This window comes from Streptomyces sp. NPDC023838 (genome assembly GCF_040639555.1).
Taxonomy (GTDB): domain Bacteria; phylum Actinomycetota; class Actinomycetes; order Streptomycetales; family Streptomycetaceae; genus Streptomyces.
Window position 1 is genome coordinate 118,630 of record NZ_JBFAAD010000011.1, and the last position, 17,704, is coordinate 136,333.

The 17,704-nt window shown below is 73.7% G+C and carries 15 protein-coding genes; 7 read left to right on the forward strand and 8 right to left on the reverse strand.

Going from position 1 to position 17,704, the window contains the following annotated elements:
• Positions 1 to 83: 83 nt before the first annotated feature.
• Positions 84 to 578 carry an SRPBCC family protein gene (locus tag AB0G17_RS16465; protein ID WP_361382087.1) on the reverse strand — a complete coding sequence of 165 codons (495 nt, stop codon included), beginning with the start codon at positions 576 to 578 and terminating at the stop codon, positions 84 to 86.
• A gap of 158 nt (positions 579 to 736) precedes the next feature.
• Positions 737 to 1,597, reverse strand: coding sequence for a DeoR/GlpR family DNA-binding transcription regulator (locus AB0G17_RS16470; protein WP_361382090.1), 861 nt, complete (start codon positions 1,595 to 1,597; stop codon positions 737 to 739).
• Positions 1,598 to 1,849: 252 nt separating this feature from the next.
• Here AB0G17_RS16470 and AB0G17_RS16475 point away from each other — a divergent pair, with 252 nt between their 5' ends.
• Positions 1,850 to 4,129, forward strand: coding sequence for a hypothetical protein (locus AB0G17_RS16475; protein ID WP_361382093.1), 2,280 nt, complete (start codon positions 1,850 to 1,852; stop codon positions 4,127 to 4,129).
• Positions 4,130 to 4,152: 23 nt separating this feature from the next.
• Here the strand turns inward: AB0G17_RS16475 and AB0G17_RS16480 are convergent, their stop codons facing one another.
• The 4 genes from AB0G17_RS16480 to AB0G17_RS16495 all read right to left on the reverse strand — a co-directional run bounded on the left by AB0G17_RS16480 (position 4,153) and on the right by AB0G17_RS16495 (position 8,752).
• Positions 4,153 to 6,552, reverse strand: a complete 2,400-nt coding sequence (locus AB0G17_RS16480) for a right-handed parallel beta-helix repeat-containing protein (protein WP_361382096.1) — start codon at positions 6,550 to 6,552, stop codon at positions 4,153 to 4,155.
• A gap of 91 nt (positions 6,553 to 6,643) precedes the next feature.
• The gene (locus AB0G17_RS16485; RefSeq protein ID WP_361382099.1) at positions 6,644 to 7,249 is read right to left on the reverse strand and encodes a hypothetical protein; all 606 of its coding nucleotides are present in this window, start codon (positions 7,247 to 7,249) and stop codon (positions 6,644 to 6,646) included.
• Between the two features lie 142 nt (positions 7,250 to 7,391).
• Entirely contained in the window at positions 7,392 to 8,225 is an 834-nt protein-coding gene (locus AB0G17_RS16490) for an MOSC N-terminal beta barrel domain-containing protein (protein WP_361382102.1), read from the reverse strand.
• Positions 8,226 to 8,299: 74 nt separating this feature from the next.
• Positions 8,300 to 8,752 carry a DUF6643 family protein gene (locus tag AB0G17_RS16495; RefSeq protein WP_361382105.1) on the reverse strand — a complete coding sequence of 151 codons (453 nt, stop codon included), beginning with the start codon at positions 8,750 to 8,752 and terminating at the stop codon, positions 8,300 to 8,302.
• 244 nt (positions 8,753 to 8,996) lie between these two features.
• Here AB0G17_RS16495 and AB0G17_RS16500 point away from each other — a divergent pair, with 244 nt between their 5' ends.
• A complete protein-coding gene (locus AB0G17_RS16500; RefSeq protein ID WP_361382108.1) occupies positions 8,997 to 10,340 on the forward strand; it encodes a TerD family protein in 1,344 nt (447 codons plus the stop codon).
• 114 nt (positions 10,341 to 10,454) lie between these two features.
• On the opposite strand, the gene AB0G17_RS16505 is transcribed toward AB0G17_RS16500, so the two are convergent.
• Entirely contained in the window at positions 10,455 to 11,630 is a 1,176-nt protein-coding gene (locus AB0G17_RS16505; RefSeq protein WP_361382111.1) for a glycosyltransferase, read from the reverse strand.
• Between the two features lie 58 nt (positions 11,631 to 11,688).
• Here AB0G17_RS16505 and AB0G17_RS16510 point away from each other — a divergent pair, with 58 nt between their 5' ends.
• Positions 11,689 to 12,474, forward strand: coding sequence for an aspartate/glutamate racemase family protein (locus AB0G17_RS16510; RefSeq protein WP_361382114.1), 786 nt, complete (start codon positions 11,689 to 11,691; stop codon positions 12,472 to 12,474).
• A 78-nt stretch (positions 12,475 to 12,552) separates the two neighbouring features.
• Complete coding sequence (locus AB0G17_RS16515; protein WP_361382117.1) at positions 12,553 to 13,131, forward strand: hypothetical protein; 579 nt, start codon at positions 12,553 to 12,555, stop codon at positions 13,129 to 13,131.
• A gap of 140 nt (positions 13,132 to 13,271) precedes the next feature.
• Here the strand turns inward: AB0G17_RS16515 and AB0G17_RS16520 are convergent, their stop codons facing one another.
• Complete coding sequence (locus tag AB0G17_RS16520; protein ID WP_361382120.1) at positions 13,272 to 14,333, reverse strand: O-antigen ligase family protein; 1,062 nt, start codon at positions 14,331 to 14,333, stop codon at positions 13,272 to 13,274.
• Positions 14,334 to 14,568: 235 nt separating this feature from the next.
• On the opposite strand from AB0G17_RS16520, the gene lnt reads away from it, so the two are divergent.
• From lnt to AB0G17_RS16535, 3 genes are read left to right on the forward strand one after another with little or no spacing between them, the layout of a single operon-like run.
• Positions 14,569 to 16,203, forward strand: coding sequence for an apolipoprotein N-acyltransferase (lnt, locus tag AB0G17_RS16525; protein ID WP_361382123.1), 1,635 nt, complete (start codon positions 14,569 to 14,571; stop codon positions 16,201 to 16,203).
• Between the two features lie 26 nt (positions 16,204 to 16,229).
• Complete coding sequence (locus tag AB0G17_RS16530; protein WP_361382126.1) at positions 16,230 to 16,709, forward strand: NUDIX domain-containing protein; 480 nt, start codon at positions 16,230 to 16,232, stop codon at positions 16,707 to 16,709.
• A 56-nt stretch (positions 16,710 to 16,765) separates the two neighbouring features.
• Positions 16,766 to 17,569, forward strand: a complete 804-nt coding sequence (locus tag AB0G17_RS16535; RefSeq protein ID WP_361382129.1) for a 3-hydroxybutyrate dehydrogenase — start codon at positions 16,766 to 16,768, stop codon at positions 17,567 to 17,569.
• Positions 17,570 to 17,704: the final 135 nt, after the last annotated feature.

Below are 17,704 nucleotides of genomic sequence, written 5' to 3' on the forward strand. Positions count from 1 at the left end.
CTGGAAGCGGCCAGCCGGGCGCAAGAGCGCGGGCGCGGGTGATAGGGGGTGCGGGTGCGGGCAGTTGGTCCAGGTCGCCCGGATCAGGAGGCCGCTGCCGTCGGCCCGGTGCCGGGCGCGGCCAGCCGGCGGTCCAGCGTCGTCACCGCGTCGCGGAACGCCCTCCCCAGGCCCGCCCGGCCCATCCGCAGCGCGAACCGGAAGGGCGCGCCGCCCGCGGCCGCGAAGGTCCACTGCACCCGGGTGCCCTGGGCGGTCGGGGTGAGCCGCCACTCCTCCACCAGGGCGTGCGGGCCGGGGGCGTTGGTGACGTCGACCCGGTAGGCGTAGCGCGCGGAGGGCTCGGCGGCCATCACCGTCTCCTCGAACCGGGTGCCGCCCTTCAGCCGTATCTCCCGGCCGCCGTCGGTGGCCCGCGCGTGCGTCACCGCCGCGAACCACTCGGACCAGGCCTCGGTCTCGACGGCCAGTGCGCGGTAGAGGGCGTCCGCCGGAGCGGCCGCGTCGGCGGCGAAGACCAGGCGCAGTGGAGCGGTCTCGACGAAGTCGAGCTCCACGGGACGGAGTCGGCGAGCCATCGGGCCGCACCTCCAGCGGTCGGTGTGAACGGGCACGAGCGGGCAGCGGTGAGCGCGAACAGCCAACAATGAGCACGAGCGGGCAGTGATGAGCGCGAACAGCCAACAGTGCGCACAAGAGGGCAACAGCGAGCCCGCACACCCTAACTGGCGGTCCGTCAGATGTCTTCGGCGGGTGCCACGTCCGCCTCGGCGGAGTCGCCCTCGCCCGCCACCAGCAGCCCCGGCAGATGCTCGGCCATCTCCTCGCGCGCCGCGTCGGACAGCCCCGAGTCCGTCACCAGCGTGTGCACCTCGTCCAGCGAGGCGAACGAACTCAGCCCCACCGTCCCCCACTTGGTGTGGTCCGCGACCACCACGACCCGCCGAGCGGACTGCACGAACCGGCGGTTGGTCTCCGCCTCCGCCAGGTTCGGCGTGGACAGACCCGCCTCCACCGAGATGCCGTGCACCCCGAGGAAGAGCACGTCGAAGTGGAGCGAGCGGATCGCCTGGTCCGCGACCGGCCCCACGAGCGAGTCCGACGGCGTGCGCACGCCGCCGGTGAGCACCACGGTCGCCGCCCCCGGCCGGGTCCCGCCGGCGCCCGCGGCCCGCTGCGCCGCGTGGAAGACGTCCGCGACCCGCACCGAGTTGGTCACCACCGTCAGATCCGGCACGTCGAGGAGCCGGTGCGCCAGGGCGTACGTCGTCGTACCGCCCGAGAGCGCGATGGCGCTGCCCGGCACGGCCATCGCGGCCGCCGCGCGCGCGATGTCCTCCTTGGCGCTCAGCTCCAGGCCGGACTTGGCCTCGAAGCCGGGCTCGTGCGTGGAGGCCTCGACCACCGGCACCGCCCCGCCGTGCACCTTCTCGATGACGCCCTGGCGGGCCAGCGCGTCCAGGTCCCGGCGCACCGTCATGTCCGAGACGTTGAGCTTCCGGGTGAGCTCATTGACCCGGACACCGCCACGCCGTCTGACCTCGTCGAGGATCAGGGCGCGACGCTGCTCCGCGAGCAGATTCTGATTGTCGCTCACTGCCGGGTCGGTCCTTCCGCGTCGCCGTGCATGTCATCGCCGTACACCCGAATCCTGTCACGGGGAGTTTCCGTGAGGACACCGCACTCCGCCCCCCGATCCGAGATCCTGAAGAACCCGGACACGGGGACCCGCGCGCCCGGGTCCCCGGCCGCGCACGACCCGACGCCCGACCCGCACGATCCGCGATCCGCACGACCGCCCCGCCGTGTCACGCCGCCGATCCTCCCATCATGAGAGCGAGTCACAGAAGTGTCCCGTGCCACACCGGCCGCCGACGACGGCGGGCCCGCGCTCGAACTGCTCGTCCACGGCGTCGGTGGTGCCACCCCGCAGTCCATGCTCGACGACCCGCGTACGGTGCGGGTCACCGGGGACGAGACCGCCGCCGTCTTCCGCCGCACCGAGGACGCCGACGCCGAGGACCACCCGGAGCGTTACCGCGACCGGCCCGTGCCCGAGGCGTACTGCTGGGCCAACCTCACCTCCGGCAACGGCGCCCGCGCCCTGTGGCTGCTGCTCCTGCCGTTCATGGTGGTCAACCTCGCGCACTGGATGCGCCCGCCCGCCCGCGACGCCGCGCGCCCCGTGCGGCTCTACGGGATGCTGGTCCGGCTCGTCGCGCTCAGTCTGACCGTGCTGCTCATCGCCGCCGCCTGCGAGGTCGCGCTCGATCTGGCCGCCTGGCAGTGCGCGGGCTCGGCGAGCTGTGCCGACAGGAAGTCCTGGCTCGGCTTCCTGTCGCCCGAGCGGCACGGCTGGTGGAGCCCGCCCGGCCGCCGCCTCGCGCTGGCCGCGCTGGTCCCCGCCGCCCTGACCGGACTGCTCTGGTACCTGTCCAACCGCACCTGGAGCGCGTACGAGTCCCAGCAGCCGCTCGGCGCCGCCGGGGACGACGACGAGCCGGACGCACCCGCCCTGAGCCGCCCCGGCTTCTGGTACGGGCGGCGCCTGGTCGCCCGGCTGCGCGCCGCGCACACCGCCGCCGGGTTCCTCACCGTCGCCGCGGCCGTCACCAGCGCCGCCGCCGGCCACGACCGGGCCGGCGCGAGCACCCCGCTCGACGTCCTGGGCCAACTCCTGACGGCCACTCTCCTCGTGGGGGCGGTCGTCGTGGTGGGCGTGGTGTGCGGCCGGGGCCGCACCGAGTCGCGCCTCGACGAGCACCTGGACCGGGCCGTCATCACGTTCCTGCCAGCCGCCGCCCTCGGGCTGCTCGCCCTGTCGTTGGTGTACGCGTCATGGGACCGGCCCGGCTGGGCCTCGCGCTCCACGCTCCCGGGCGACCGCACCTTCGGGATCATCGCCCTCGCCCAGGGCCTCCTGGTCGTCCTGCTCGCCGGGGTCGCGCTCCTGCTGCGGCGCCGCGCACACGACTCCCGCACCGCGCTGACCGGCCTCGGTGGCCCCGCCGTCGCGCTCCTGGCGTGCGCGCTCGGCGGAGTGATGACCGGCGGGGTCGCCCAGCGCGTGGCCGACTGGCTGGACGGCTCCGGCACGCCGGGCACGGCCCGCGACGTCTTCCAGGGCCCGCCGCCCCTGCTCACCTGGCAGGCCTCGGTGATCCCGGCCCTGCTCGCGCTCCTCGTCCCGGCCGTCGCCTACTTCGCCTTCCGCATCTGGCGCACCGCGCGCGCCGGGGAGCCGGGGCTGCTCGCGGACTACCCGGGCGAGCGCCCGGACCCCGTCCGCTCCCGGCGGATCGCCACCGCCCGCGCGATGGCCGGGCTCACCGACCGCGCGCCCGCCTTCCTCGGCATCGTCGGCGCCGCCACCCTGCTGCTCGGGGCGGGCGCGCTCGCGGGCTCCTGGGCCACCGGGAAGGTCCCCGGGCGGGCGGCGGCCGACGCGCCCGGAGTGGTCGCCTCCACCGCCGACACCGTCCAGGCGCTCGGCTCCTGGTTCACCGGCCTCGGCTTCCTGCTCTTCGTCACCTGGGGGCGGCGCGCCTACAAGGACGCCTCGGCCCGGCGCACCATCGGCATCCTGTGGGACGTGGGCACCTTCTGGCCGCGCGCGGCCCATCCGTTCGCCCCGCCCTGCTACGCCGAGCGGGCCGTGCCGGACCTCGCCTGGCGCATGAACACCTGGATCGGGCGGACCGTCGGCGGCCGCCTGGTCATCTCCGGCCACTCCCAGGGCAGCGTCCTCGCGGCCGCCGCCGTGTGGCAGCTGCCCGCCCGCACCCGCCGCAGCGTCGCGCTGCTCACCTACGGCTCGCCCCTGGAGCGGCTGTACGGGCGCTGGTTCCCCGCGTACTTCGGACGCCCGCAGCTGACCGCCCTCCACCAGGGACTGCACTGCTGGCGCAACCTGTGGCGGGCCACCGACCCGATCGGCGGTCCGGTGCTGCCGGGCACGAACGTGGACCGGGGCCCGCTCCTCGACCCGCTCGCCTTCGGACGTACGAAGCGGCAGCCGCTGCCCGCACCGATCCTGGCCCATTCGGACTATCAGGCCGACCCGGTCTTCGCCGAGGAGCGCACCGCACTTCTGGACGAACTGTCACCGGCACTTCCGCACCAGCGCTGACGTCTCGTCAGCCAGCTTGCCCCTCAGGGGAGTTCGGGCAGGTCGTCCGCGTAGAGAAGGCTCAGATCGTCCGGGCTCGCGTCGGCGAACTGGGCGACCCGGCCCGCGTGCCGCTCCACCATCGACTCGAACGTCTGGCGCGCGGTGCGGCCGTTGCCGAACGCCGGGCCTTTGGGCAGCGCCGTGAAGTACTTCAGGAGCGCCTCGGCCGTCCCGCTCCCCAGCCGGTACTCGTGCTCCTCCGCCTGCTGCTCCACGATCCGCAGCAGCTCGTCCGGGTCGTAGTCGCTGAAGGTGATGGTCCGTGAGAAACGGGACGCCACCCCGGGGTTGACCCTGAGAAAGCGTTCCATCTCCGCCGTGTACCCCGCGACGATCACCACCACCGCCTCGCGGTGGTCCTCCATCAGCTTCACCAGGGTGTCGATCGCCTCCCGTCCGAAGTCCCGGCCGGAGTCCTCGGGCGACAGCGCGTACGCCTCGTCGATGAACAGCACTCCGCCGCGCGCCCGGTCGAACGCCTCCTGGGTGCGGATCGCCGTCGACCCGATGTGCTCGCCCACCAGGTCCACCCGGGACACCTCGACGAGGTGCCCGCGCTCCAGGACCCCGAGCGACGCCAGGATCTCCCCGTAGAGCCGGGCGACCGTGGTCTTGCCGGTGCCGGGGGAGCCGGTGAAGACCAGATGGCGGCGGACCGAGGCGGCCTTGAGGCCGGCCCGCTGCCGCTTGCGGCCCACCTCGATCATGTCGGTGAGCGCCCGCACCTCGCGCTTGACGCTCTCCAGGCCCACCAGCGCGTCCAGTTCGCCCAGGACGTCCTGCGAGGAGCGGGCGGGCTCCTCGACGGACGTCGCCGCGACTTCGGTGGGACGCTGTCCCGGGACCGTGGAGAGCAGGCCCATGGTCTGGGTGGCGGTCTGGACGGCGGCCGGCTCCGGCGATCCGGGGCGCACACCGCTCTCGTCGCTGGTGCAGTCCTCGGCCACCGGCCCGTCCTCGCCGAACTCGTACCCACCGCGCGCGCAGCGCTCCGTACGGCAGCGGATCAGCGTCGTGCGGCAGCCGTCCACCACATGGAAGCCATAGCCTCCGCTGCCGGTCACCCGGCAGCCGTGGAAGGTGCCCCGGCCCTCGGCCGAGACGTAGAACCCGGCCTCGGCGGGCGCCGTGACCGTACAGCGCTCGATGCGGGGGTCGGCGCCCTTGGTGACGATCACGCCGGTCTGTGCCGCGTCGATGGTGCAGTTGGCGAGTGTGCCGCCGCTTCCGTGGTCGCGGAACCAGGCGCCGGTGGAGACCTCCCTGATCCGGCAGTCGTCGAGCTGCGCGGTGGCGCCGTCGCTCACCGACACGGCGGTGTTGCGCACCTGCGAGATGTCGCTGTCGATGACGTCGGCGCGCGAGCCCCGGTCCAGGACGAACAACGCGTCCGGAACGTCGTGGACGCGGCAGGCCTCCAGGACCGCCGTGGCGCCGTCGCTGACCCACACCGCCGGGTAGTCGCCCGTACTGTCGTGGATCTCGCACTGGTTGGCGTCCACCCGGGTGCCCGGGTCCCACACCGACAGACCGTTGCGGCCGAAGCTGCGCACCGCCGAGCGGGTGAGGGTCAGGACCGACCGGGAGCGCAGGTCCACCGCGTTCTCGGGGATGTCGTGGATGTCGCAGTCGGCGAGCGTGAGCACCGCGTCCGTGTCGAGCGTGACCCCGTCCGCCGAGGTGCGGTGCACCGTGCAGTCGGTGAGGTGGGCGGTGGCGCGCGCGGCGATCTGCACGCCGGCGCCCCTGATCTCGTACACCTCGCAGCCCAGTGCCTCGAGGCCGGTGCCCTCGCCGGTCACCGAGAGCCCCGCGCCCGAGGCGTGGTGCACCCGGCAGCGCTCCAGACGGGGGTGGGCGCCCGCGCGGACCGAGACGCCCGACTGGCCGGCCGCGACCACCTCGCACTCCTCGAACAGCCCGCCCGCGCCGTCCAGTACGCCGATGCCGACGCCGCCCGGGTTGTCCACCGTGCAGCGGCGGACCGTGGGCCGGGCCGCGCCCCGCACCTCGATGCCGACCGCCGAACGGGTCACCACCCGCAGATCGCACAGCTCGGGCGCGCCGTCCTCGATCAGCAGGGCGGGCGCCGCCGCGTCCTGCCCCTCCAGCTGGAGGTCCTGGACGGTGGCGGAGGCGCGCACGGTCAGCGGCACGCCGTCGACCGGGGCGATCCGCACGGACCCCGCCGACCCCTCCGGGCCGCGCAGGGTCACGGCCCGCCGCAGGACCAGGTTCTCGCGGTAGGTGCCGGGCGCGACGGTGAGGACGTCGCCGTCCGTGGCGGCCTCCAGGGCAGCGGCGAGCGAGGCGTATTCACCGGTGCGGCGCCGCCACCTCGAAGTGCCGGTGTGGGTTACCTGGACCGTGCCCTGAGCCATGGCGCTGCTGTGCCCCCACCTCGTGCGTGCGAACGCTGTACGTGCGACTGATGGTCCACCGTAGCGCGCGCGGGGCCGGTGAGTTGACCGGTCAGCTGCCTGCTCCCGCACGGCCCCAGTCCGGACCGTATCCGGCCCAGGCGTGGTCGAGACGGGCATACCGCCGTCGCACCAGGCGCCATACGACCAGCCTTCGTATGCCCTCGACGAGGCCGGCCGTCGCCACGGCCGTGCCGAGACCGGCGAACACCGCGTGGGCGTGCGCGGTGGTGGAGTCCAGGGGGCGGCTCGTGCGCCTGCCCCGGTCGTCCGTCCATATCCGGAAGGTGGAGCCCGCGGGAGCCGCTCGCCTGGGGGCGGCGACCGTTCCCGTGTGAAGAGTGCCGTCGTACGCCGTCCAGTTGGCCACGACCCGGATCCGGCCCTCGCGGCCGCCCACTCCTTCGGCATCGGCGAGCGCACTGCGCTCATGCGCCTGCTGGACCACCACGGCCGTCGTCGCGTGGCGCTCGCGCTGCTCCCTGGTCACCGTGCGATGCAGCGCGCGGTCCGTGACCGCACCGCACACACCGCCCAGCACCGGCGCGGCCAGCACCATCAGGACCAGGGCGGCCAGCGCCACCCATGCCTCCACGAGATCCGTACGGCGGCGTAAGGGGTTGTGCCGCCAACGCCACACCCCCACTGCGGATCGCACTGAATCGCACCCCCTTCCGCTTGCGTCCTGGCCCCGTGCGGTGCGCCCTACGCGCGAGCGGGCCCAAGAGAGAGCAACGTCACCCGAGCCCCCTCCCGCACAACGCGTCCGCTGTCCCCACGAGTTCCCGCGGACGGGCGGCTTACGCGAGAACGCGCACGGGATCACCGGTGCGGATGACGCCGGGGCGCTCCGGGACGACGTTCTGTCCGAACACCAGCTGCGTGCCGAAGCGGCGGTGGCGGGCCAGGGTGCGCAGCGGCTCGCGGCCGCGCTCGGCGCTCGCCTGGTCCGTGGTGGTGATGACACAGCGCCCGCAGGGCTTGGCGACCCGGAAGACGACCTCGCCGATCGCGATCCGCGACCAGTGGTCCTCGGCCCACGCCTCGGTGCCGTCGACGACGACATTGGGGCGGAACCGGTTCATCGGCAACGGGCCCTCGTGCGGCCGATCGCCCTGCGCGATCAGCGAGTTCAGCGCGTCCAGGGAGGCCGTGGTGGCGACCAGCAGCGGGAAGCCGTCGGCGAAGCTCACCGTCTCGCCCGGCAGCGCGAAGTCCGGGTCGATCGGGCGCCGGGTCGCGGGATCGTCGAGGTGGACCAGCCGGACCTCCACCCCGAGGTGGTCGCTGAACCACGCGTGCGCGGCCTCGTCGGCCGCTATCGCCTCGACCTTCTTGCCGAAGAGCGTCACCGCGCTCGCGCCGATCGGCTCGGGCACGGCGACGGTCAGATCCTCCCGGCCGGGCGCGGACAGCCGGACGGAGCCGTCCGGCAGCGCACGGGCGGCGGCCAACGCGAGCCGCGCCTGCTCGCGTTGGGTCACGGCCTTTCCGGCCGCGTCGACGACCATCCAGCGGCGGTCGCCGGCCGGCCCCCAGGGCTCGACCGGCACCTCGTCGAGTCGGTACCCCCCGACCGACTTGACGGGGTAGACGTTGATCTGGCGCACGGCGGGCTGAATCGGACTCTCCATGAGTCAATCCTGCCAGCCGCCTCGGACATCCGGTCGAACGCGGGGGAGCGGCGGACCGCTCCGCTCGGTTCCCCTCAGTACCCCGTGTTCTGGTACGGCTGGTTGTAGCCGTCGTACGGCGTCGGGGCGGGCGCGGGGCGGGGGGCCGCGGGGCGCATCGCCTCGTAGCCGGTCGGGCCCATCGGGCGCTGCTGCTGGGCCTGCGGGCCCGGGTAGCCGCGCGGGACGCCGGTCTGCTGCGGGATGTAGGGCGCGGGCGCCTGCTGGAGCGGCATCGGCTGCGGCGCCTGCTGGTAGCCGTACGAGGACGCGTAGGCGGGCTGCTGAGAGGGGCCGGAGGGCAGCGCCGGGAGCGCGGCCGGAAGGGCCGGAAGATAGCTGTTCCCGGTGTCGTACAGGGAAGGCACTCGGATCGGGGCGATCTGAGGCGTGCCCCGCTCTGCGACGAGGGAGTCGTAGATGGGGGTGTCCGGGAAGGACGGCGCGGAGTAGTAACCGCCGCCATAGGTGGAGCGGGGGGAGGTCATGGCACATAAGTTAAGCCCACGATGTGGTCGTTGGGGAGCCCGATAAGAGGGTTGTTTTACGGGTTCGGAGTGACCGCCCATCCCCAATGCGAGCGAACATGGGAAAATCGGTCGCCCGGGAGCGTACGGATCCTGTAAAGGCCGAGCTCGGGAGGGGTTACCGGCGGGTGCCGGAACGTCTGCCGGGGTTTAGGTTGACGGTGCGGAAAGTCTTCCGGCACCCCGACTCGCGATGGGGGCGAGCATGTCCATGCTTAAAGGGTCCAACGTTCCGGTGCCGGCGCCGGCCGTACGCGTCGAATTGGCCTGGCGTTCCGGTCCCGGGGTGCCGGACGCGGACGCCTCCGCCCTCTTGATCGCGTCGGCTACCGGGAAGGTCCGCTCCGACGCGGACTTCGTCTTCTACAACCAGCCGGCGCACGCCTCCGGCGCGGTGCGGCACGAGGGCAAGCAGAGCTCGGCCGAGGGCGTCACGGACACGCTCTTCGTCGACCTCGCGCGCGTGGAGCCCGACGTGGAGCGCGTGGTCCTCGCCGCCTCCGCCGATGGCGGAACGTTTGGCCGCGTCCGCGGCCTGTGCGTCCGGGTCCTCGACGCGGCGAGCGGCGCGGAGCTCGCCCGGTTCGACAGCGCGGACGCGAGCGTGGAGACGGCGTTCATCCTGGGCGAGCTCTACCGGCGCCAGGGCGCGTGGAAGTTCCGCGCCGTGGGCCAGGGGTACGACTCGGGACTCGAAGGGCTGGCGACGGACTTCGGGATCACGGTCGACCGGCCGGGCGCGGCAGCTCCGGCGGGGCCGTCGGCCGCGTACCAGGCACCGGCTCCGGCACCGGCTCCGGCTCCAGCGCCGGTACCGGCTGCGGCTCCGGCTCCAGCGCCGGTACCGGCTGCGGCTCCGGTTCAGGCCGCGGTCCCGCCGCCTCCGGCCGCGCCGCCCGCGCCCGCCCCCGTACGCCTGTCCAAAGTGACCCTGACCAAGGCGGCTCCCACGGTGTCGCTGGCCAAGCAGGGCGGCAGCTCGGGGGCACTACGGGTCAACCTCAACTGGCAGATGCGCAAGCAGTTCAGCGGCTGGGGCGCCAAGCTCGGCCGGGCCGTCGCCAACCACGCCGACCTCGACCTCGACCTGTGCGCCCTCTATGAGCTCGCGGACGGCCGCAAGGGCGTCGTCCAGGCACTCGGCAACGCCTTCGGCTCGCTCAGCCGGCCCCCGTACATCCACCTCGACGGCGACGACCGCACCGGCGCCCTCGCGTCCGGCGAGAACCTCACGGTCAACCTCGACCACAAGGACCAGCTCCGCCGCGTGCTGATCTTCGTGACGATCTATGAGGGCGCGCGCAGCTTCGCCGACCTGCACGCCACGGTCACCCTCCAGCCGCAGCACGGGGCGGCGATCGACTTCTCGCTCGACGAGTGCACCGTGCCCTCCACGGTCTGCGCCCTCGCGCTGCTCACCAACAACGGGGGCGACCTCGTCGTCCAGCGCGAAGCCCGCTATCTGGTCCCCGCGCGCGGCGTCAGCCCGCAGCGCACCATCGACCAGGCGTACGGATGGGGCATGAACTGGACGCCGGGCCGCAAGTGACGCGCGCGTGGGCGCGGTTCGGGCGGGCGCGGTGAGGGCGACGAGGCCGGGTGCCGGTGCCGGTGCCGGTGCGGGTGCAGGTGCGGCTGACGCGGCGGCCCGGCCCGACCCGGCTCACTGTTCCGGTGTGGCCTCTGGGCGCGCATACGTGCGCCCCTTCCACGCGGCCCCACGCCCCCGGTAGTGCTGGACCGCGGAGTCCACCGTCATCAGCAGGTACAGCAGCGCGGTGAACGGCAGTAGCGGGGCGAGCAGCAGCGGCTGCCGGTAGTACCGCAGCATCGGTACGTACGTCCCGGCCATCACCAGCCACGCGAGCCCGCCCGCCCAGGCCGCGACGGCGTCCCTCCCCGCCATCCCGGCGAAGAGCGCGGCCGGGGGCGCGAGGTAGATGAGCGCGAGCCCCCCGACCGTACCGAGCAGCAGGGCTGGGCTGTGCCTCAGCTGGGCGTACGCACTGCGCGCGATCATGCGCCACAGGTCGGCTAGGCGCGGATAGGGGCGCACGCTGTCGACGCGCTCCGCGAGCCCCAGCCAGATCCGCCCGCCCGAGCGGCTTACCGCGCGCGCCACCGACACGTCGTCGATGACCGCCTGGCGCACCGACTCCGGAATCCGCGCCCGCTCGGCGGCGTCCGTCCGCAGCAGGACGCATCCGCCCGCGGCCGCCGCCGTGCGCGCCCCTGGCCGGTTGATCCAGCGGAAGGGGTACAGCTGCGCGAAGAAGTAGACGAAGGCCGGCACCACCAGCCGCTCCCAGCCGCTCGCCACGCGCAGCCGCGCCATCTGCGACACCAGGTCGAGCCCGTTGGACCGGGCCGCGGCCACCAACTCCCGCAGGCTGTCAGGCTCATGGGCGATGTCGGCGTCGGTGAGCAGCAGATACTCGGGCCCGCCCACCCGGGCCAGCGCGATTCCCCGGCGCAGGGCCCACAGCTTCCCGGTCCAGCCGGGCTCCGGCTCGCCCGGGTGGACCACCGTCAGCGGCAGCGCGCACTCCTCCCGCGCGGCCAGCGCCCGTGCCAGCTCACCCGTGCCGTCCGAACTCCCGTCGTCGACCAGGAAGATCTCCGCCTCGCCCGGATAGTCCTGGGCGAGCAGGGTGGGCAGGCTGCGCGGCAGTACCTCGGCCTCGTCCCTGGCCGGTACGACGACGGCGACGTACGGCCAGTCCGCCGGGGCGGAACGGGCGGGCAGACGCTGGTCGGTGCGCCAGAAGAAGCCCTGTCCGAGCAGCAGCCAGAGCCAGCAGGCCAGTGACACCACGGCGATCCATGCGAGGGCGCTCATCCGCCGCAGTCTGCACCACCTGAGCCGGTGCGCAAGGGCGGTCGACTATGGTGACCGGGTGAAGATCGCGCTTATGGACTCCGGAATCGGCCTGCTGGCGGCGGCCGCCGTCGTGCGCCGGCTGCGGCCGGACGCCGACCTCGTCCTCTCCTCCGCCCCGGACACCATGCCGTGGGGCCCTCATACGCCCGAGGAGATCACCGAGCGCGCGCTCGCCGTGGCACGCGCCGCCGCCGAGCTCCGTCCGGACGCCTTGATCGTGGCGTGCAACACCGCCTCTGTGCACGCGCTTGCGGCGCTGCGTGCCGAACTGGAGCCGCGGATCCCCGTGATCGGGACCGTACCGGCGATCAAGCCGGCCGCCGCCAGTGGCGGACCCGTCGCCATCTGGGCCACCCCGGCCACCACCGGCAGCCCCTACCAGCGCGGGCTGATCCGTGAGTTCGGCGACGGCGTCGAGGTCACCGAGGTGCCCTGTCCCGGCCTTGCGGACGCGATCGAGCACGGCGACGAGCCCGCCATCGAGCTGGCCATCGCCGCGGCGGCTGAGCGGACCCCCCAGGATGTAAGGGGCGTCGTCCTGGGTTGCACCCATTACGAACTGGTCACCGAGCGGGTGCGGGCCGCGGTGCGGCAGCCCGGTCTGGCCGCGCCCGCCCTCTATGGCAGCGCGTCGGCGGTCGCCGCCCAGGCGCTGCGCCGGAGCGGCCTGGAAGCCGCCCCCGACGCGGCCCCCACCGGGGGTGTGACCGTGCTGCTCAACGGCCGGACCGCCGCCCTTCCGGACACCGCGCTGGGCTACCCGGAAGGCCTGCTGCTACAGGCAGTCACCCCCGCTCACTGAACGTTCACCGACCCGGGGCCCCGGTCACTGAGCGTGGGATCACTGCCGGTTCTGTGGATTCTGAGTACTCTGCTGAGCATGAGGGAACTTCCCCCCGAGCCTCCGGCGCACGACCGTGGTGCCCCGGCGCCCGCCCCCCGGCCGGCGATCTGGACCGGTCGCGCGACCAATCGAGTCCAGTGGCTGCTCGCCGCGGCAGGCGCGGCGTGCGTGGCGCTCGGCGTCGAGCTGGCCGTGGACTCCAATTGGACGTCCGGCGTCGCCCCGCTGCTCATGTCGGTGATCGGCTGCGTGGCCGCCGGGCTCCTGGTGATCTACGGAACGCTCGCCTTCGTCCATGTGGCCGTCAAGGTCGACGACGACTGCCTCGAAGTGCGCTGCGGCCACATCGGCCTGCCGCGCCGCCGGATCGCGCTCGACGACGTGGTGGGCGCGGACTTCGCGCCGCGCGTCACCCCGCGCCAGTGGGGCGGCTGGGGCTACCGCTGGCGCCCCGAGAAGGGCACCGCGGTCGTCGTACGCCGGGGCGAGGGCTTGGTGCTGCGGCTCGGCGACGGCCGTGTCTTCACCGTGACGGTGGACGACGCCGAGGCGGCGGTCCGCGTCATCCGCGACCGCCTGCGCCTGCTGGGCGCCGCCGAGCACGCCGAGGCCTGACCCCTCCGGAGGACGCTCGCCGCCTCCCCTCTATCCGTACGTACGCGAACGAGACCCTACGTACGCGAACGGGAACCTCACCCCCGCGCGCGTACGACGAACGGCCCACTTTCGTCGCCTACGCGCGCGTACGTCTCACCTCACCCCCGCGCGTGGGCGACGTCCACATTCCGCTCCGCCTCCCGGCGCCCGTCCGCGGGCGGCCGCGCGGTGGCCAGGCCCGCCAGCAGGCCCGCGCCCATCGTCACCGGGGTGAAGCTCAGCGCGTTGCCGACGCAGGCGAACGCGGCCAGCGCGGTGAGCGCCGCGCCTCCCGTGAGTACCACCGGGGTGGGCCGGGGTGAACGCCACAGCGCGTACAGGAGCCAGGCATAGGTGGCCCCCAACAGCGTGGCCCCCACCGCGCCCTGCTCGGACGCCTGCTGGAGCAGGGCGGAGTGCGGCTTGCCGGCGGCGACCGGGGACTGCCGCGCCACCGGGCTGAGGCTGCCGAAACGGTCGGGCCCGGTTCCGCGCAGGGGATGGTCCTCGGTCAGATCCACCGCGTCCCGCCACAGCAGCACGCGCTCCGGCGTCAGCTGGCCCTCCAGGGAGACGGTGAGCCCGTCGGGCAGCACGTGCTCGGCCACGGCGACCGACCCGACGGCCACGAGCGCGGCGACTGCCGCGAGGCCCGCGAGGCCCACCGTCCGGTGCCGCATCCGGGCCGCCGCCAGAGAGCACAGCAGTACGCCGAGCGCGGCCGCGCAGCCCGCCGCCGAGCCGAGCGCCAGAGCCGTGCCCGCGCACCCCACGGCGAGCAGCCGCAGCGCGAGGCGGGCCGCCGCCGTACGGGCCGCCCAGGCGCCGCAGCAGGCCGCGCCGGCGGCGAGCGCGGGCAGCGCGGCCGAGACGCCGATGTGCCCCGGCAGCGGGTCCACCGTGGCGCCGGGAACGCCGTCCTTGGAGGCGTACGCGAGGAGAAGGCCCGCCATCGCGGCGCAGCTCGCCGCCGCCACGGGCACCAGGCTGCCGCTGATGCGGCCAAGCGCGTACCCGGCGGCCACCGCGAGCACCGCGAGGAGCACACCCTCCGGCCGGGCCTCCCGCCCGGCCGCCGCGACCAGGGACCAGCCCGCGCAGGCGCCCAGTACCAGGACGCCGACGAGATCCGGCCCGGCCCGGCGCTCGGGTGCGGCGGACCGGCCTGTCAGTGCGCTCATCCCCGCCCCCCGGCCGTCTGACGGACTGCGCACACCGTAGTGGCGCGGGGCGCGATCTGGGTACAGATCGTGCGGAAACGTTCCGGCTGGGGTTTCGGCCGGGGGCGCGGTCCGCTGCCCGTACGCGCGCGGTAGTAGTCGTCGGGCGCACATCGACGGTGATCGTGCGCATATGGACGGTTACTGTACGAACTGGCCTGACGCAGACACAGCTCGCGCCCGTAGACTCCGCCGGGTGAGCACGACCACCACCCCCACAGCCGAGCCAGAACAGCTCGAACCGCAGCCCGCCACCGCCTCGCGCGGCCGTCGGCTGCTGCACCGGCTCGTCCGGCCCGCCACGGCCGCGCTGTCCGGTGTGCTCCTGTACCTGAGCTTCCCGCCCCGGCCCCTGTGGTGGCTGGTGGTGCCCGGCTTCGCGCTCTTCGGCTGGTGTGTGCGGGGGCGGACCTGGAAGTCCGGCTTCGGCCTCGGCTACCTCTTCGGGCTCGGCTTCCTGCTGCCGCTGCTCGTCTGGACCGGCGTGGAGGTCGGCCCCGGCCCGTGGCTGGCCCTCGCGGCCATCGAGGCGATCGGGGTCGCCGCCGCGGGCGCCGGGATCGCGGTGGTCTCGCGGCTGCCCGGGTGGCCGGTGTGGGCCGCGGCGATGTGGATCACCTCCGAGGCGGCACGCGCGCGCGTGCCGTTCGGCGGCTTTCCCTGGGGCAAGATCGCCTTCGGCCAGGCGGACGGCGTGTTCCTGCCGCTCGCCGCCCTGGGCGGCACGCCCGCCCTCGGCTTCGCCGTCGTGCTCTGCGGGTTCGGACTGTACGAGTGTGTGCGCCAGGCACTGCGCCTGCGCGCCACCGGCGTCGTATGCAAGGCGGCCGCGGCAACCGCCCTGGTCACCCTGCTCGCCCCGCTCGTCGCCGCCTTCGCCGCCACCCCGCTGGTCAGCGACGCCGCCGAGAACGGCACCGCCACGGTCGCCGTGATCCAGGGCAATGTGCCGCGCCTGGGCCTGGACTTCAACGAGCAGCGCCGCGCGGTCCTCGACTACCACGTACGCGAGACCCTGCGGCTCGCCGACCGGGTCAAGGCGGGCAAGGCCGCCAAGCCCGACTTCGTGCTCTGGCCGGAGAACTCCTCGGACGTCGACCCGTACACCGACGCCCAGGCGTACACCGACATCGACCGGGCCGCGAAGGCGATCGGCGCGCCCGTCTCGGTCGGCGCGGTCGTCGAGCGCCCCGACGGACAGCTCTTCAACGAGCAGGTGCTGTGGGACCCGAAGACGGGCCCCGGTGCCACCTACGACAAGCGGCAGATCCAGCCCTTCGGCGAGTACATCCCGCTGCGCGGACTCATCAAGCAGTTCGGTCCGGGGTACGTCTCCATGGTCCGCCAGGACTTCAGTCGCGGCACCAAGCCCGGCGTGTTCGACATGGCGGGCACCAAGGTGGGCATCGCCACGTGTTACGAGGCGGCGTTCGACTGGGCCGTGCGCGACACCGTCACCCATGGCGCGCAGATCATCTCCGTACCGAGCAACAACGCGACCTTCGACCGCAGCGAGATGACCTACCAGCAGCTCGCCATGTCGCGGGTGCGCGCGGTCGAGCACAGCCGGACCGTCACCGTCCCGGTGACCAGCGGGGTCAGTGCGGTGATCATGCCCGACGGGGAAGTCGTCCAGAAGACCAGGATGTTCACGCCCGACTCGCTCGTCGCCAAGGTGCCGCTGCGCTCCTCCGAGACCCCGGCGACCCGGCTGGGCCCCGCGCCCGAATGGGCCCTGGTGGCGCTCGCGGCGGCGGGCCTCGGCTGGGCGGTGAGCCGTACCGTACGCGCGCGTCGTGAACCGCGGACCGACGCCGCCGAGTCCCGTTAGGGCCGAGTCTCGTTAGGGTCGAGGGCATGGCGACACCAGACTTCATCCGCGAGATCCGTGCCTCGGCCGGCCATCAGCTGCTGTACCTGCCGGGCGTCAGCGCGGTCGTCTTCGACGACGAGGGCCGGGTGCTGCTCGCGCGGCGCGTGGACACCGGCGAGTGGTCGATCGTCGGCGGAATCCCGGAGCCCGGTGAACAGCCCGCCGAGACGGCTGTGCGGGAGGTGTACGAAGAGACCGCCGTGCGGTGCGTCGTGGAGAGGGTCGTCCTGGTGGACGCCCTGCGGCCGGTCACCTACCCCAACGGCGACCGCTGCCAGTTCATGGACATCTGCCTCAAGTGCCGGGCCGTCGGCGGCGAGGCGCGCGTCAACGACGACGAGTCCCTGGAGGTCGGCTGGTTCTCCGTCGACGCGCTGCCCGCCCTGGACGAGTTCGCGCTCTTCCGGATCAAACAGGCGCTGACCGATGAACCGACATGGTTCGCGCCTATGACCGAGCACTGAAGTGTGGGCCCGGACCACATGGGTGGTGGGCGGCCGCACTGCCTAGGGTCGAGAACATGACCACGCCCACCACACCTGGTCCCGTCCCCCTGTCCGTCGACCTCGACCTGGGCGGCCGCACCGCCCTGGTCACCGGGGCCGCAGGCGGCATCGGCCGGGCCTGCGCCCTGCGCCTGGCGGCCGCCGGCGCCAAGGTGCGGGCCGTCGACCGGGACGCCGAAGGCCTTGACGCCCTGGCCGGACTGAGCGCGGGCCTCGCCGGTTCCGTAGAACCGCTGGTCCTGGACCTGACCGACCTCGAAGCCGCCGAGCAGGCCGCCACCGGGACCGATGTCCTGGTGAACAACGCGGGGCTGCAACTCGTGCGCCCCATCGAGGAGTTCCCGCCCGAGGTGTTCCACACCGTGCTCACGGTGATGCTGGAAGCGCCGTTCCGGCTGATCAGAGGGTCGCTGCCGCACATGTACGGGCAGGGCTGGGGCCGCATCGTCAACATCTCCTCGGTGCACGGACTGCGGGCCTCCCCGTACAAGTCGGCCTATGTCGCGGCCAAGCACGGCCTCGAAGGGCTCTCCAAGACGGCCGCCCTGGAAGGCGCCCCGCACGGCGTCACCTCGAACTGCGTCAGCCCCGGCTACGTCCGCACCCCGCTCGTCGAGCGGCAGATCGCCGACCAGGCCGCCGCCCACGGCATCCCCGAGGAGCGCGTCCTGAACGAGGTGCTCCTCAAGGACTCGGCGCTCAAACGGCTGGTCGAGCCGGACGAGGTCGCCGAGGCCGTCGCCTACCTCTGCGCCCCGCAGGCCTCCTTCATCACCGGCATCTCGCTCGCCCTGGACGGCGGCTGGACCGCGCACTGACGTGGCCCCATACCTGGACGGCCGCTCGATGGCCGACCGTCGACTGACGGACCGCGCACCCGCGCCCGCCCCGGCGCACCCGGGCCGGTGCCCGCCGCCGCACCACCACCACACCCCCCACTCCTTGACCGGCGC

Excerpts from the sequence above, each read along its gene's own strand:
- AB0G17_RS16465 (WP_361382087.1), bottom strand. The coding sequence starts at position 578 with ATGGCTCGCCGACTCCGTCCCGTGGAGCTCGACTTCGTCGAGACCGCT.
- AB0G17_RS16480 (WP_361382096.1), bottom strand. The coding sequence starts at position 6,552 with ATGGCTCAGGGCACGGTCCAGGTAACCCACACCGGCACTTCGAGGTGG.
- AB0G17_RS16490 (WP_361382102.1), bottom strand. The coding sequence starts at position 8,225 with ATGGAGAGTCCGATTCAGCCCGCCGTGCGCCAGATCAACGTCTACCCC.
- AB0G17_RS16495 (WP_361382105.1), bottom strand. The coding sequence starts at position 8,752 with ATGACCTCCCCCCGCTCCACCTATGGCGGCGGTTACTACTCCGCGCCG.
- AB0G17_RS16500 (WP_361382108.1), top strand. The coding sequence starts at position 8,997 with ATGTCCATGCTTAAAGGGTCCAACGTTCCGGTGCCGGCGCCGGCCGTA.
- AB0G17_RS16505 (WP_361382111.1), bottom strand. The coding sequence starts at position 11,630 with ATGAGCGCCCTCGCATGGATCGCCGTGGTGTCACTGGCCTGCTGGCTC.
- AB0G17_RS16515 (WP_361382117.1), top strand. The coding sequence starts at position 12,553 with ATGAGGGAACTTCCCCCCGAGCCTCCGGCGCACGACCGTGGTGCCCCG.
- AB0G17_RS16520 (WP_361382120.1), bottom strand. The coding sequence starts at position 14,333 with ATGAGCGCACTGACAGGCCGGTCCGCCGCACCCGAGCGCCGGGCCGGG.
- AB0G17_RS16530 (WP_361382126.1), top strand. The coding sequence starts at position 16,230 with ATGGCGACACCAGACTTCATCCGCGAGATCCGTGCCTCGGCCGGCCAT.
- AB0G17_RS16535 (WP_361382129.1), top strand. The coding sequence starts at position 16,766 with ATGACCACGCCCACCACACCTGGTCCCGTCCCCCTGTCCGTCGACCTC.